This is a genomic window from Tessaracoccus sp., from assembly GCF_016714275.1.
Classification (GTDB): domain Bacteria; phylum Actinomycetota; class Actinomycetes; order Propionibacteriales; family Propionibacteriaceae; genus Arachnia.
Genome location: NZ_JADJNP010000001.1, coordinates 1,042,919 through 1,057,084 on the forward strand (window position 1 = coordinate 1,042,919; position 14,166 = coordinate 1,057,084).

14 protein-coding genes are annotated in these 14,166 nt (G+C 67.4%); 4 read left to right on the forward strand and 10 right to left on the reverse strand.

The window, feature by feature from the left end:
- Positions 1 to 178 precede the first annotated feature (178 nt).
- A complete protein-coding gene (locus IPJ61_RS04810; RefSeq protein WP_297103712.1) occupies positions 179 to 697 on the reverse strand; it encodes a hypothetical protein in 519 nt (172 codons plus the stop codon).
- 118 nt (positions 698 to 815) lie between these two features.
- Positions 816 to 1,376: a TetR/AcrR family transcriptional regulator gene (locus IPJ61_RS04815; RefSeq protein WP_297103714.1), complete on the reverse strand. Its 561-nt coding sequence runs from the start codon at positions 1,374 to 1,376 to the stop codon at positions 816 to 818.
- 83 nt (positions 1,377 to 1,459) lie between these two features.
- On the opposite strand from IPJ61_RS04815, the gene IPJ61_RS04820 reads away from it, so the two are divergent.
- The 3 genes from IPJ61_RS04820 to IPJ61_RS04830 all read left to right on the forward strand — a co-directional run bounded on the left by IPJ61_RS04820 (position 1,460) and on the right by IPJ61_RS04830 (position 5,724).
- Positions 1,460 to 3,946 carry a PEP/pyruvate-binding domain-containing protein gene (locus IPJ61_RS04820; protein WP_297103716.1) on the forward strand — a complete coding sequence of 829 codons (2,487 nt, stop codon included), beginning with the start codon at positions 1,460 to 1,462 and terminating at the stop codon, positions 3,944 to 3,946.
- The gene (locus IPJ61_RS04825; RefSeq protein ID WP_297103718.1) at positions 3,943 to 4,848 is read left to right on the forward strand and encodes an aminoglycoside phosphotransferase family protein; all 906 of its coding nucleotides are present in this window, start codon (positions 3,943 to 3,945) and stop codon (positions 4,846 to 4,848) included. Before IPJ61_RS04820 ends, IPJ61_RS04825 begins: the two co-directional genes overlap by 4 nt.
- A gap of 72 nt (positions 4,849 to 4,920) precedes the next feature.
- Positions 4,921 to 5,724 (forward strand): siderophore-interacting protein, encoded by an 804-nt coding sequence (locus IPJ61_RS04830; protein WP_297103720.1) that lies wholly within the window; start codon positions 4,921 to 4,923, stop codon positions 5,722 to 5,724.
- Positions 5,725 to 5,790: 66 nt separating this feature from the next.
- On the opposite strand, the gene IPJ61_RS04835 is transcribed toward IPJ61_RS04830, so the two are convergent.
- The 4 genes from IPJ61_RS04835 to IPJ61_RS04850 are packed head-to-tail and all read right to left on the reverse strand — an operon-like array spanning position 5,791 to position 9,622.
- A complete protein-coding gene (locus IPJ61_RS04835; protein WP_297103722.1) occupies positions 5,791 to 6,291 on the reverse strand; it encodes a DinB family protein in 501 nt (166 codons plus the stop codon).
- 9 nt (positions 6,292 to 6,300) lie between these two features.
- Positions 6,301 to 7,572 (reverse strand): MFS transporter, encoded by a 1,272-nt coding sequence (locus tag IPJ61_RS04840; protein WP_297103724.1) that lies wholly within the window; start codon positions 7,570 to 7,572, stop codon positions 6,301 to 6,303.
- Complete coding sequence (locus tag IPJ61_RS04845; protein WP_297103725.1) at positions 7,569 to 7,739, reverse strand: DUF4287 domain-containing protein; 171 nt, start codon at positions 7,737 to 7,739, stop codon at positions 7,569 to 7,571. Before IPJ61_RS04845 ends, IPJ61_RS04840 begins: the two co-directional genes overlap by 4 nt.
- 32 nt (positions 7,740 to 7,771) lie before the next feature.
- Positions 7,772 to 9,622, reverse strand: coding sequence for an FAD-dependent oxidoreductase (locus IPJ61_RS04850; RefSeq protein ID WP_297103726.1), 1,851 nt, complete (start codon positions 9,620 to 9,622; stop codon positions 7,772 to 7,774).
- 48 nt (positions 9,623 to 9,670) lie between these two features.
- On the opposite strand from IPJ61_RS04850, the gene IPJ61_RS04855 reads away from it, so the two are divergent.
- On the forward strand, positions 9,671 to 10,243 hold the full coding sequence (locus IPJ61_RS04855; protein WP_297103728.1) for a helix-turn-helix domain-containing protein: 573 nt from the start codon (positions 9,671 to 9,673) through the stop codon (positions 10,241 to 10,243).
- Between the two features lie 835 nt (positions 10,244 to 11,078).
- Here the strand turns inward: IPJ61_RS04855 and IPJ61_RS04860 are convergent.
- The 4 genes from IPJ61_RS04860 to IPJ61_RS04875 all read right to left on the reverse strand — a co-directional run bounded on the left by IPJ61_RS04860 (position 11,079) and on the right by IPJ61_RS04875 (position 14,125).
- Positions 11,079 to 12,005 (reverse strand): nucleotidyl transferase AbiEii/AbiGii toxin family protein, encoded by a 927-nt coding sequence (locus IPJ61_RS04860; RefSeq protein ID WP_297103729.1) that lies wholly within the window; start codon positions 12,003 to 12,005, stop codon positions 11,079 to 11,081.
- A gap of 16 nt (positions 12,006 to 12,021) precedes the next feature.
- Entirely contained in the window at positions 12,022 to 12,576 is a 555-nt protein-coding gene (locus IPJ61_RS04865) for a type IV toxin-antitoxin system AbiEi family antitoxin domain-containing protein (protein WP_297103731.1), read from the reverse strand.
- A 261-nt stretch (positions 12,577 to 12,837) separates the two neighbouring features.
- Positions 12,838 to 13,395, reverse strand: a complete 558-nt coding sequence (locus IPJ61_RS04870; RefSeq protein ID WP_297103733.1) for a type II toxin-antitoxin system VapC family toxin — start codon at positions 13,393 to 13,395, stop codon at positions 12,838 to 12,840.
- Positions 13,382 to 14,125 carry a hypothetical protein gene (locus tag IPJ61_RS04875; RefSeq protein ID WP_297103735.1) on the reverse strand — a complete coding sequence of 248 codons (744 nt, stop codon included), beginning with the start codon at positions 14,123 to 14,125 and terminating at the stop codon, positions 13,382 to 13,384. The genes IPJ61_RS04870 and IPJ61_RS04875 overlap by 14 nt, the downstream gene beginning before the upstream one ends.
- Between the last annotated feature and the right edge of the window lie 41 nt (positions 14,126 to 14,166).

A 14,166-nucleotide genomic window follows, 5' to 3' on the forward strand; every position in this document is an offset into this window, starting at 1 on the left:
AGACCAGCCTCGTCAGCACCTACTCGTAAGCCCAAGCAGATACACCGTGAGGACGGCTTGTTCGTCGATCTCGGCCGTGCGGATGATGCGCTACATGAGCAGGGCGTCTATGAGCGCCGCGAGATCTCTGGCACTCGCGTCAGTATTGGCCATGTCGAGTCCGGCGCCTTGCTGCTCGTCAGAGCTGGTCTCGAACTATCGGCACCCACACCTCGTACCTGCTGCCGCTGGGGGTGCCCGCGTTCTCCAGCTCCATCTTCGTCATCGGGCCGCCGGCGCCGTCATTCCTGACATAGCCCTCAGGCATCTCGACGGTTTCCGCGTACCGGTTGCATCGACCATTTCCGCTCTCGCCGACGGCGTCTTCATTCGAATCCATCCAGTCGGTGGTGACGACGAGGAAGTCGCTGGCCGGGAAATGCGCCACTCGGTACCCAGCAGGGACAGTGTCCACATCCCCGACAATCAGCCCCTGAAGATAGATCCGCTGCCCGGCGCGATTGGTGTACCAGACGTTTACGGGGCGTTGATCCGTCGCGAACGGGAGGATCGGTTCGTACCCACCCATACCGAAGAAGTCCGTCCAGAAGCCACCGAAATCCGATGACTCGGTGAGGACGTTCTCATTGCCCAAGACCGAGAAATCGTCGAGATGGGTCTGGAACACGATGATTTCCGGCACGTCTGCGTCTGACACTGCTACTCCCTCGTCGATGCGTCTTCGCGGATGGGATCACGAACGCTTGCAGCCTACCTCGTGGCGGCCACGGGATGACGGTGCCGCCTGAAAGAGGCCTCCCTGAACCCCATCGCCGTCAGGCACGACCAGTAAGCCCGCGTAGATATGCGGTGAGCACGGCCTCCTCGTCGATCGGGGCCGTACGGATGATGCGTTGCATGAGCAGGGCGTCCATGAGCGCCGCAAGATCTCTCGCATGAGCGTCGGAGTTGGCGATGCCGAGCCTGCGCAGCAACTCGCCGGCTTCGGCGACGACAGCCTCGCGCACCTGCGGGCGGGAGGCGAGGGAGCCCGCAAGCCGAGGATCGCTGCGGCACTCGAGCAGCAGGACCAGCCGCGCTCGATGCTCGTTCTCTCGGCGCATGGTGACGTCGAGTCCAGCAACGACGAGGCGGGCGGCGCCCTCGGGCGTCAGTTGCTCCGGGGCTGGAGAAGCGACCAGATCAGGGAGCACCCGTGTGGCGAGATGCTCGACGATCAAGGCGATCAGGTCGTGGCGCGTCCGCGCGTAGTACGACGTCGATCCCTTGGCCAGCCCGAGGTCGCGATCGATGTTCAGGTGCGTCAGTGCACGGGCCCCCTGGGACGCGAGGATCCGCACTCCCGCTTCCGCGATCTGTGTGCGACGGTCGCTCACCCTCTCTAGTCCCTTCGTCTGCCCGATCAGCCCTCTATAACCATAGAGTATGGTGCCTCTATGACCATAGAGGAGGGCCGCCGGTGATCATCTGGTTCGACGAGATCACTCCTGATGACGGCGCGCGCGTGGGAGGCAAGGCCGCGAACCTGGGTGCGTGTCGTCGCGCCGGGTTGCCGGTGCCGCCGGGCTTCTGCGTGAGCACCGACGTCTATCGGGAAGCGACCAGAGGCCTGTCGCGCGTGTTGGCGGCGGATGCCGCACGAGGCCGGGCCGCGACGGCCCGCGAGCGCATCCTCGATCTCCCGCTCCCCGATGAGCTGAGGACCTTGGTCGCCGAAGCCTACGAGCATCTGGGCGGCGGGCCGGTCGCGGTGCGATCCTCTGCAACGGCGGAGGACCTGGCCGAAGCGAGCTTCGCCGGCCAGCAGGACACCTACCTTGGCGTGACGGGCATCGACGCCGTGCTCGACGCCATGCGGCGATGCTGGGCGTCGCTCTGGACCGACCGCGCGGTGGACTATCGGCACCAGCAAGGCATCGAGGACGACGGCCTGGCGCTGGCGGTGGTCGTTCAGGCCATGGTCCGCGCCGACACCGCCGGTGTGCTGTTCACCCGCAATCCGGTGACCGGCGACGACACGTCGATGCTCGTCAGCGGGTCTTACGGGCTGGGCGAGTCCGTGGTCGGCGCCCTGGTCACACCCGACACGTTCACGCTCTCGCGCAAGCCGGTGGCCGTGCTGGCCCGCGAGATCGGCGGCAAGGAGACTCGGATCGACCCCATGCCCGACGGTGGAACGGTCACCTCCGTCGTGCCCGCCGCGGATCGCGCCCGGGCGAGCCTCGCCGACGAGCAGTTGCAGCGCCTGGTCGAGTTGGGCGAGCGAGTGGAGCAGCACTACGGCGCGGGCCAGGACATCGAGTGGGCGTTCGTGGGCGACGACCTCTTCCTCCTGCAAGCTCGCCCGATCACGACCAGCGCCGAGGCTCTCGAAGGACACGCCCCCGTCAAGGGCCGACTGGAGCACACGCTCCGCGACGACATCATCGAGCACTTCCCGGCACCGTTTCCGCTCGATCTCTACGCCGTCCATCACGTGCAGGGCGTGGTTCAGGACCTGATGGGCACCGCGGGCCTGCGGGCCGCGCCTGTGTCGTCGCTCGTGAGCGGCGACGACGAAGGCGTCATCCGCATCTCCGTCACGCGACCCCGGCCAACCCTGGCCATGGCCACCCGATTCCCCGCCCTGCTGACGCGCGGGAGCCGGCATGACCCCGCCGCGTGGCCGAGCGAGGTGGCCGCGTATCGACACCAGCTGGACAAGCTGGCGGAGAGGGCGAACAGCTGCGCCTCGGCGAGCGATGGCGCCGTGCTCGCACTGGTGCGCGACGCCCTCGCCCACGTGGCGACGATCACCACCGACCGCTTCATCCACTATCTCGCGCCGATGATGACCCACCGCAACCTCGCATCCTGGCTCATCGCGCTCGCCCGCGTGAAGGAGACGACTCCTGAGGACCTGTACGCCGGGGTTGCCCACAAAACGGCCGAGATCACGGCGGCGATCAACGGACTGGCCACCACTGCCCGCGAGGCCGGCGTCGCCTCGACGATCGTCGAGGCGCCTCAAGGATCGGTGACCACGGCTCTCGCCGCGACCTCGGAGGGACGAGCGTTCGGCGCCGTCGTCGATGGGTTTCTCGCGGATCACGGCGCGCGGACGGCCCGGCTCTATCTGCCTTTCTCCAACCGCTCTTGGCGGGAGGACCCCGAGGTCTTCTACGCGCTGCTCGCCGCGACGCTGCGGGGCGTCCCGCTCGAGCCGGCCCATGACGTCGATCCCGCGCAGGTCGTCGAGCAACGCCTCCCCCGCGCCCTCAGGCGACGCTGGCGCGCCAACACCGCACGGCTGCGCGCCCTCCACGTCGGCCGCGAGGGCACGGTCTACCTGATCGAGGAGTTCTTCTGCGTCGCCCGCATCGGCATCGACGAACTCGCCCGTCGCCTCGTGTCCCGACGGCAGCTCGATCGCGCCGACGACATCCGCTTCCTCTACTTCCACGAGGTCGAGGCCGCCGTCGCCGATGCTCGGCCACGGCAGGCAGTGGTGGCGCGGCGTCGTCGTCGGCGTGGCGCTGCCGAGGCGATCTGGTGGGACCGCGGCAAGGTCGCCGACGGCGGCCACGTCCTGCAAGGTCTTCCGGCCAGCGCCGGGCGCGCCGTCGGCACCGTGCGGGTGATCCGCTCCCCCGAGGAGTTCCACCTCCTGCAGCCCGGCGACATCCTGGTCTGCCCCTACACGGACCCGACCTGGACGCCGCTGTTCGCGCTCGCGGGCGGCGTCGTCGCCGACTCGGGCGGACCGCTGTCGCACGCGGCGATCGTCGCCCGTGAGTACGGGATCCCGGCCGTCTTGGGCGCGGGACGAGCGACAGCCCTACCCGACGGCGCCCGCGTCGTCGTCGACGGGTCGGCAGGCACCGTGACCCTCGCAGCCGACGAGATGCGTTCGGGGAGCGCCCAAAGCCGATTCGCGGATCCTGCAGCTGGGAAACTGAGGACGTGATTGAGCAGACTTATGCGCAGGCCGGCGGGGACGAGCCCGCGATCCTCGCGCGGTTCGGCGTCGACGATGCGGCCCTGCTGGGCAGTGGCGGCGAGGCGCGCGTCTTTGCGCTGGACAGCGAGCGGGTGCTGAGGATCCAAGGGCCCGGCGACTCTGCGCCGGATCGCGAGCTCGCGGACCTGCTGGACTCCTGGTCGGGCTGCGATGTCGGAGTCGCACTCCCACAGATGCTGAGCCAGTGCCGGCTCGGTGCGCAGAACTACAGCATCGAGCGCCGCCTCGCTGGCATTCCACTGTCGCGTTGGCTTGCAGAGACGGCCGATGCCGACCGACGGCAGGCCGCCCTGACCAGCCTGCTCGACGTCTCCGAGCGGCTTCGCGAGCTGCCGCTCCCTCAGCCAGGGTTCCGGCGGGTGTTGGGCGGTTCCGCGGCGCACGGTTCGCTGACAGAACTGCTCGCGGCCCAGATCGAGATCGGCATCCACTACAGCGACGGTCTGCTCGCGCAGGCAGTGCCGGACCTCGACAACCGAGTCTCTGCCCTCCTCGACCTCCTGAGCAGCCGGGAGGTCACGCCGTCGTTCTGCCACGCCGACCTCGTGCCCGCCAACGTCCTCGTCGACGACGACGGCCACCTGACCGCGGTGCTGGACATCAGCGTGCACGCCGTCGCGGCGGACGCGGTCCTGGACCAAGTGGGCGCCGTCGCGTTCCTGGAGACGACGCCCTACGCGGGCAACACCTCCGACGCCGCCTGGCTGGAGGACGAGCTGCGGGGCCGTCTCGGCCCCGACGCCTGGCTGATCGACGCGTATCGCTGCCTCTACGCGCTGTACTACGCCATGGATCACGGCCTGATCGCCTGGTCCGCCGAGCAACTCCTGACCCGCTGCCCCAGATAGGCGGCGCTGGACACCATTACGCAATACCGCCGTGTCCTATTTAGGATGAGGCTCTGAGATGGGAGGCGCACGGTGGCATTCAAGGACGCACGCAAGGGACGAGGGCTCTACTTGGCCGAGGTCGTGAGACGGACACAGGTGTCGCCGCACGTCGTTCGCGTCACGGTGGCCGGGGACAGCCTCGCGAGCCTGCCTCGGCACGGCTTCGACCACTGGTTTCGCCTGTTCCTGCCGCGCGACGACGGCGCGGTCGACTTCTCGCACGTGCCCGAGCAGCTCGGCCTGGGCAGCTACCTGAAATTTCTGACCTCCCCCGCCGGGACGCGTCCGGTGTTCCGCAGCTACACCGTCCGCGAACTCCGCTCGGAAACTGGCGAACTCGACATCGACTTCGTGGTGCACGGCGACCGCGGCATCGCCGGACCGTGGGCCTCCCGGGCCGAACCGGGCGACCGCGTGGCAATCCTCGACCAAGGCCGCGGCTTCGATCTTCTGCCCGACGCCGACTTCCACCTCCTGGCCGGCGACGAGTCGGCCCTGCCCGCCATCGCCGGCATCCTGCGCGACCTCCCCCGCGATGCGCGCGGCCTGGCCCTCATCGAGGTGCCCGAGATCGACGACATCCAACCCGTTGACAATCCTGACGGGGTCGAAGTCCGCTGGCTGCCGCGAGGAGACGCCGACGACGTTCCCGGGGTGAAGGCACTTGAGGCGCTGCACACGTTCACTCCGGAGCACCCCGCGACGTTGTCCGCCTACGTCGTCGGCGAGCAGGCACTCGCCACCGGCGGTCGCCGTCACTTGGTGGCGATGGGCGTGCCCAAGTCGCGGATCGAGTTCGTCGGCTACTGGCGGATCGGCAAGGCTGCTGCCTGATCACTGGCGCTCTGCGCGCCGCGTGGACAGCGTTCGGATGCTGCGGACCTAGTCCTCAGCGGGGATCTACTCGCCTGTGGAGCCGTCGAGTTGCTCGCGGAGGATGTCGAGGTGACCGACATGCCTGGCGGTTTCCTGAATCATGTGAATGACGACCCAGCGGGCGTCGATCACCTCGCCGCGGCCATCGTCGAACCGGTCGTCCAGATCATGCCGTGCCAGGATCCGGCGCGACCGCTCACAGACTTCCCGGTAGCGGGCGGTTACCGTCTCGACGGTTTCGCCGGGCTCGATCCGGAAGTCCGCCTCGGGATCGTCCATGGTGCTGAACAGCAGCGGCTCACCGGTGCCATCGAGCCGCTGAGCAAACCACGCGTGTTCCACCTGAGTCAGGTGCTTCAGGATGCCGAGCGGGCTCATCGCGGACCGCGTCGGACGGGAGGATGCGACGTCGTCGTCGAGTCCGGTGGTCTTCATGATCGCCGTCGCACGCAAGAAGTCCAGGCATCCTGCGAGCGCGGCGCGCTCGTCGGCAATCGTTGGCGCGCTCACCCGTTCTTCTGGCATGTCGACAGGCTATCGCTGCTGTGCGTCTCCCGTCGCAGCATCTTCGTGCCGGGCGTCGCGCAGCGGCGAGAACACGATGACGAGCGCAGCGACGACGAAGACGCCCGCGCCGATGCCGATCGTCAGCTGGTAGCCGAGAAGGGTCATGAGCAGGCCGGCCAGCAGTGCGCCGAAGAAGAACACAACACGGTTCACGGTGCGAATTGTCAAGTTCATTCGTCCCTGGATGCCGTCTGGCGCGACCGACTGACGGTAGGAGATGTCGTTGGTGTCTTCGATGCCCATCGCGAGGCAGTAGAGGAACTGCGCGGCCGCGACGACAACCAGGACGACGGCGATGCCGCTGCCGGCACTGAGCGGAGCCAGAGCGAGCATGAGCCACGGGACGACGACCAAGGCACGGCCGAGCAGGATCGCCCGGCCGGCGCCTAGCCGGGAGCCGACGCGGGGTGCGGTCATCGCTCCGAGGAAGCCGCCGACGCCCCCGACCGCGAGGGAGACACCGAACGCCCACGACGGAAGGGCCAGCTCGCGCAGGACGAAGACGGCGAACACGGTCGCGACGATGCTGTTGCCGAGGAACCAGACGTGCACCGAGAGCGCGAGGGGCCGCAGAGTCGGATGCTGGTACGTGTACCGCATGCCCCCGGCGATGTCGTGACCCACATGTCGACCGGCGGGCCGCGGCTCGGGCGCAGGCTCGTCGACATCGATGCGCGCCTGAAGAACAGCGGCGATCGTGGTGATGACCGCCTCGAACGCGAAGAGGACCGGCGCCCCGAGGACGTCGAACAGCGCGCCGCCGAGCGCAGGCCCCGCGGTCTCGGCGACGGTCTGGCTCTGGCCGAGCCGCGCGTTCGCCGCCACGAGCGAGCCTCTGGGCACGATGCGCGGCAGCAGCGGCTGCGCCGCAGAGTCGGCGAACAGCGTGAGCACACCGAGCACCAGGACGACGATCGCCAAGGACCAGAAGTCGAGCGCGTCCAGAAGCAGCAGCACAGGGATCGAGGCGAGCGTTACCGCGCGCCCGATGGTGGTGAGCACCAGCGTGCGTTGGCGGCGCCACCGGTCCATCAACGCGCCGACGATCAGCCCGAGGAAGAGATACGGCACGACGCCGAGTGCGCTCAGCACGCTGATCTGCAGCGGGGTCGCGTTTACGACCGTGACGATGAGCACCTGAAACGCGACCCCCGCGATCGCACCGCCGAAGGCCCGGATCGTCGTCGCGCTCCAGAAGTAGGCAAATGCCGGCTGGCGAAGGACGTCGCGCGAACTCAACTGTGGCGCTCAGCTGGGCTTTGTCGTGATGCCGTCGAGCCAGCGCGGACGTCGCCTGCCGTAACGCCCGGTCCCTCGAAGCCGCGTTCCTTTGCCTGGTCGAGCAACTCACGGGGTGTGAGGCCTGTCTTCTTCTCAATCGTGTCGAGGTAGGCCTGGAGTGACATGGTGGCTCCTTACGTCCGGTCGATCATGTCACTCAGCGGGCGGGATCCGTATGCGCCCGGCGTTCCTGGACCGCTCGGTCGAGGTCTGCCATGCACAGGTCGCCGTGTACCGCTGCGCCGGTAGCGACACCGGCCGCCGCGGCCGCGACCACCATGGCCATCGGGTTGTTCGCATTGCCCGCCGCCCAGACGCCGGGGACGCTGGTCATCCCACGAGGATCGGCGGGTATCTGCTTCCCGAAGGGGAAGTCCTCCGCTACCCCACCGAGCGACTCGTACAACGCCGTGCGGGCGTTGAACCGAGGCACGACGACCACCGCGTCGACGTCGAAGACGCGGCCGTCCGCGGTCGCCACGCCCCGTACTTGTGAGCCGTCCATGACGAGGTGCTCGACTCTCGGACGGACGACAGCAACGTCCAGTGCCGCGAGCTGCTCTTGTTCGTCGACCGTCGGGTCGTGGGCGTCGTGGAGGAACACGGTCACCCGGTCGCTGAGTTGGCGAAACAGCACGGCTTGGTGGAGCGCCACGGCGTCGCGGGCGAGGATAGCGACGCGTTGATCGCGGACCTCCCAGCCGTGACAGAAGGGGCAGTGGAGTACAGATCGCCCCCATCCCTCGGCCACGCCGGGAATGCCGGGGAGATCGTCCTCAAGGCCAGACGCGAGGATGATCCTGCGCGCCTGCACCCGGTGCGCGCCGCTATCGACATCGACGGTGAAGCCGTCGATGCTGCCCGTGATCGCGGTTGCGTGGCCGGGGACGATCCGCGCGCCGTACGACTCGGCTTCCGCCCGGCCCTTCGCGAGGAGCTCACGCGGCGGGATGCCTTCTTGCCCGAGCACGTTGTGCGCGCCCTCGGCCGGAGCGTTGCGGGGCCGGCCCGCATCGACCACGACCACGGTGCGGCGCGAGCGCGCGAGAGCGATCGCAGCGGCAAGCCCCGCCGACCCGCCACCGACAACGGCCACGTCGGCCTCGAGGCTCTCGGACGGGACGGCCGCCGTGTCCGGCCCAGAAGCCGCGCGCACCGCTACCCATAGGCTCCGCGTGGAGGCGAGGGAGATGCTCGATCCTGCGACCGGGAGGGCTTCGGCCACGGCCTCGACGGCGGCGATGTCCTCCTCCGGGAGGTCATCTGCCGCGCGTTCTCGCAGCGCACCGAGCCGTAGTTGGAGGAACGCGGCACCGTCGGGCGTGCTGGCATCAACGGTGACGTCGTGCTCGGAGTGCGACGCCGACGTGAACCCTGCCTCTGCGAGCAGGCTGAGCCAGTCGATGCTCAGGTACTGAGCGGGCGCCGACAAGACCGGTGCGATGCGGTCGGCTAGTCCCTCCATTCCCGTGCCGAGGTCGGCCGGTGCAAGGCGAACCTCGCCACGCAGCTCCGTCAACACCAGGACGCCACCGGGGCGGAGCGCGGTGAAGACCTGCCGTAGCGCCCGTGCCGGATCATCGACGTGGTGCAGCGCCAAGGACGCCCAGACAAGGTCGACGCCCTGCGGAATCGCGGCCGGCCAGTCGTCGTCTAGATCAATGCAGTGCACGCCGACCCGGTCCTGAACCCCGGCAGCCTCAGCAGCTGCCCTCACCCGTTCGAGCAGGACGCTGGACAGGTCGAGCGCGTGCACCTCAGCAGTCGGGAAGCGCTCCGCGAGCATGACCGCGTCGGCCCCGACGCCCGATCCCAGGTCGACGATCTGGCGCAGTTCGTCATGGAGCGCCATGGCGACGGCGGCCAGAGCCGCTTCCCGCACCGGCGCGCTAAGCCGGGACTCGCGCTCAAGGATTTCAACGAAGGCCTCCGGGACGTCGCGCCAAGGGTCCTGATGGTGGCTACCGCCGACGTGAGGGGCGTTCTTGTGGTGGTGGGGATTCGTCATGTCGATGAGGTTACCCGGCAATCCCGTATGGAGCATAGACTCTTGCGTATGACGCAAGAAATGGTGGAGACGGTCGTTCGACAACGGGTCCGCGGGCTCCGGCTCGCCCGAGGCTGGACCCTCGACACCCTCGCTGCTCGCTGCTACCTGTCCCCGTCGACGCTGAGCCGCATCGAGACCGGGCACCAGCGCATCGCCCTCGAACAACTCGTCGCCATAGCCAAAGCTCTCGGCACCACACTCGATCAGCTCGTGGAACCAGAAGGCGACGACGACGTCGTCATCCGCCCTGAACCGGAGTCGATGGACGGCACCACCTTCTGGCTCCTGTCCAGAGAACGTGACCGCCGCGGCGTGACCATCGCCAAAATGCGGATCGCGGAAGACCGCGACGCGGGCGAGCCGCGCGTGCATCCCGGCTACGAGTGGTTCACCGTGCTCAGCGGCACCATCAAGCTCCAGCTCGGGACTCGCACGATCCTGGTGCACCCCGGCCAAGCCGTCGAGTTCTCAACCATGACCCCGCATCGCATCGACGCCTACGGAGGAACGGCGGAACTCCTCACCATCTTCGACCACGACGGCGAACAGGCCCACCTCCCCGGCCACCGCCACCAGTGATCAGGCGCCGCGGGCGACGCGGCGCTGGGTGCGAGATCCGGGTCTTTGTCTGCGGTGTCTCGTTCCGTTCCCGCTTGTCGCTCGCGACGCTTCTCTGAGCGCCTGGCCGGACTAGACACCAAGCGCCGCGCGACCGGCGTCGGTCATGCGACCTGCGACTTCGAGTTCGGCGGCGATGCGCCGGTTGCGCTCTCGGCTGCGCTGTTGCCTTCGGCCTCGCTGCCCGACCTGGGCCATGAGGCAGGTCCCATCTCACGAGCGACAGCTTTAGTGCGGCGGCTCCCGTCGCTATGCCGACGCGTGCAGCCGCACTAACCCGAAAAGACGAAAGAACCGACGCATGCAGGCCGCAGTGATCCTGGAGGGCCGCGGTTCGGCCCAACACTCTCCGCATGGCCGGCATTTGTATAACGAAAGCGTGATACTTCTGCCAGGCAGACTGTGGTCAGGAACGGCAAGAGGCCCCGCCGATCGTGTCGGCGGGGCCTCTCTGACAGGGGTGGCCCTCCGCAGAAGCCTCTCAAACCCCTCCACTCCACTCAGATCACTCATCGCCCGTAGTCAACGCAAGACGCGCTCCCCCATCGCTCGCCCCGGACGACCCTCCCGACGCGATCAGCGCGGACCGGTCGCAACCAAAGCACTCAAATCTCAAACTCGTTTGAGCTACCCGCAGCGTCAGGAACTCCTCGACGCCTACGCATCCGGGATGCCCGTCCAGCAGATCGAGGAACGCTTCGAAGTCCACCGAACCACGATCACCAGGATCGCCTCCCGCAGCGGAGTGACCATGCGCAACCGGCCCTCGCCCGCGCCGAGGTCGCAACCAACCTCCCTACTGGGAGTCGTCGAGCACCCCGATCCAGGCATTCACTTCGCCAACCGCGTCCTCGAGTGACAACTCGACACCACCGGAGGCGGCCGCTCGGATGTAGTCGTCTTTCCAGTGAGCGTATGCGGCAAGGGTCGGCGGCCAGTTCCTTGTCGGTCGCCCAAGCTTGGCGGCCTCAACGGCCCTGGCCTCGAACACGGCGACAGCAGCCTCCCGCACCTCTGCCAGCGTCGGCATGCCGGTCGTAGCGATGAGGTCGCGGAGCAGGAGCAGGTCGACGACATCGCGGGCACGGTCGTTGATCGATCCCGGTGGCTCGTGCGGGTCGGAGACGGCATGGAGCTTCTGCGCGATCTGGAACCGCATCGCGATCCCCACCAGCACGTCAGGATCGGGCAACCCGAAGCCTGCCAACGGAGGCGGCTCAATGAACTCTCGCGCCCGTCCAATACCGGCCTCGTCGGGTGAGACTTCGAACTGGATACGTCGCCACGTCACGCCTCGCAGGTTGAGGATGATGTCGAACCTGCGTGGCTTGACGAGCTTCGTCGGGACATCGATCACTTCGACTTCACCGCGGCGCAGCGTCAGCGGCCCCCACGGCTCATCAAGCACCTCTTCAAGCACCGCGAAGAACGCATCCATGTCACCGCGGACCAGACCATCGACATCCTTGGTGGTGCGGGCTGTCACGTTGAGCCGGTGCTGAAGCAGAGTGCCGCCTTTGAGTAGGAACAACTGGCGTCCATCCTCATCCAGCGCACGCTGGACCGCGCCGAGGGCCACCGATGAAGCGATCAACCAGCCGAGCCGCCCGCCCTTGGCTTCATCACCGAGCTGACCTTCTGCTTGAGCGATCCAGGTGTTGAGGACCTTGGCCGAGACCGGCTCCTTCGTCTTCGGCTTCAACGTCCTCAGCAGCGCGGCCAACTTGGAGCCAACACGGTCATCGGGCATAGCGAGTCTCCAGCTCTTCCGCCAGAGCATCGCGCTCGGCCGTCTTTAGGTACCCCTGCGCATACCCGCGTTCGATCGCCTGCCGAATCAGATAGGTCGGTGTCCCATAGACGAGGCACTGCTCAATCGCCGTCACCGGGGTCACAGTCGGGATCTCCTGCCACCACCCGACCTGCTTGGGAGTGAGGTCCTGATAGTGGACGACGTAGCCCTCCCCGCTCGCACGACGGAACCGGCGGTCCTTGCCGACGGTGACATGGATGCGGTTGGGATTGACGTCGCTGATGCCGTAAGCGTCGAGCGCCGTCTCGTGCGACAACACCGCCTCAGGCACCCGCGTCCAGAGCACCGCCAGCATGAGCTGGTCGAACTCGCCAACGGGATACTGCGGGAATCGGTAGACCCCATGCGCAGCGCGCTCCAACGTGCCCCGGTGCACCAACATCTGAAGCGCTTGCTTGCTGATCCCCGCATCAGCAGCTTGCTGAGCGGTCACGAAACCATGCTGCGCGTCCGCGGTCTCCCACAGTTCATCGCGCGCCAAGAGTCTCACCATGGCAATAGTATAACGAAATCATGATACTATTGCCAGGCATTTCGCCCCGTCCGACGGGTACGGCACGAGCCTGCAAAGAAAGCCGGGAGTCCCATCGGTTGCGCCGAGGGGGTTCCTGCCAGGTCCCTGCTTCCCTGCGACCGATCTAGCGTTCCGAGAGGGTCTATCGAGGGGCCCGACAAGAAGGGCGACGGTGCGCACCGGCCAGGTTCCATCAGGTTCTTGGGGAATCTAGATCACGGACGAGCTTCACTCACGTTCAGCCACGGCCCGCGGCTTGAACGCCACCACGTTACCAGCGTCATCGTCAGTGAACAGGTCCGGCTGGAGCGGCTGCCCCTCCCAGGGCAGAGCGTCAGCCTCGTTCAGCAGCTCGGTTCGGACTACCTGCACCCCCTCGACGACTGAGGGGAAGTCATCGTCGAGCGTGACCAGCCAGTCGCACCGGTTGAGCACGGCGGTTGCGAGGTGGACGGCGTCGGGGACCTTCATGCCGTGCGCGATGCGGTACTCAGTGGCCTTCCGGGCGATCGGGATCGTGACGTCGAGGAGGAGGCTCTCTCGGGCCTCCAGCTTGAGACGGACGGTCTTCAACATCGCATCCTGACGGTTGCGTTCGGCCTCGTCGGTTGCGGTGGACTGCTTGTACACCTCGGCCAAGGTCAGAACCGACGCGACGACCTGAACCTCACCACGGTCGACCAGACCCATCAGGGGGATGAGGCGGGCGGCACCAGGTTCGCCCTTGATGAAGGCCAGCAGCGCGCTGGAGTCGAAGAGCACGCGCTTGAGGTCACTCTTCGCCACGGATGCCCTCCAAGTAGTCGGCGACCGATAGCCCGTCGGTGATCTCGGGCATGTATCCGAACAACTCCTCCCAGGGGACGGAGGACTCTTCGACCACGCGCACGTTCTCAGCCGTCACCTGGTATACGCGACCATCCTCGTTCTGCTTGACTATCCCCTCGACCTCGACGAACTGGAACAGCCCGTCGGCGAACTTCTGGGCGATGGTGGAGGGAAAACCTACGTGCACCACCCGGCCACCCCCGTGGGGCTTGACAGACGCTCGGTTGCCGCGGGTCACGTTGACGCCGGTCAGTTGGCCGCGCACCATGCCGAAGTACTCGCGCATCCAGGGAGCGATCTCTTCGATGCGGGTTCGCAGCGTGGCGTCGAGCCACACGACATTGTCGCGGGTCTCGACCTTGGCGTTGCCCCCGGAGCTGCGCACCAGGTCCTTGGCATGGGTGAGCGCTTCGGGGGTCCAGTCCTGCGGCAGCCCTCGGCCTTCTCGGATGGCCGCGAGACCGCGCACGGCGCTGAGCGCAGCGGCCACGCCCACCTCGCGGTAGTCTCCGTCGGCCACGAGCCCGGAAACGGCAGAAGCGCGGCGCAGCTCGGCCACGCTCCACCTGACGGAAGCGTTCTCCGCGAGGTCGTCAAGCAGGTCCAGGAGGTGCACGCCGGCGGCGAAGAAACTTGCTGCGTCGGCGACGCGACCGTCGTCGACGGTGAGAACGATGTCGCTGTCCACTGCACCTCCTTTGGCCGGGCTATCTCCATCTTGCCAGCCAG

Coding starts and splice junctions, on each gene's coding strand:
- IPJ61_RS04845 (WP_297103725.1), bottom strand. CDS start 7,739: ATGTCACTCCAGGCCTACCTCGACACGATTGAGAAGAAGACAGGCCTC.
- IPJ61_RS04855 (WP_297103728.1), top strand. CDS start 9,671: ATGACGCAAGAAATGGTGGAGACGGTCGTTCGACAACGGGTCCGCGGG.
- IPJ61_RS04835 (WP_297103722.1), bottom strand. CDS start 6,291: ATGCCAGAAGAACGGGTGAGCGCGCCAACGATTGCCGACGAGCGCGCC.
- IPJ61_RS04850 (WP_297103726.1), bottom strand. CDS start 9,622: ATGACGAATCCCCACCACCACAAGAACGCCCCTCACGTCGGCGGTAGC.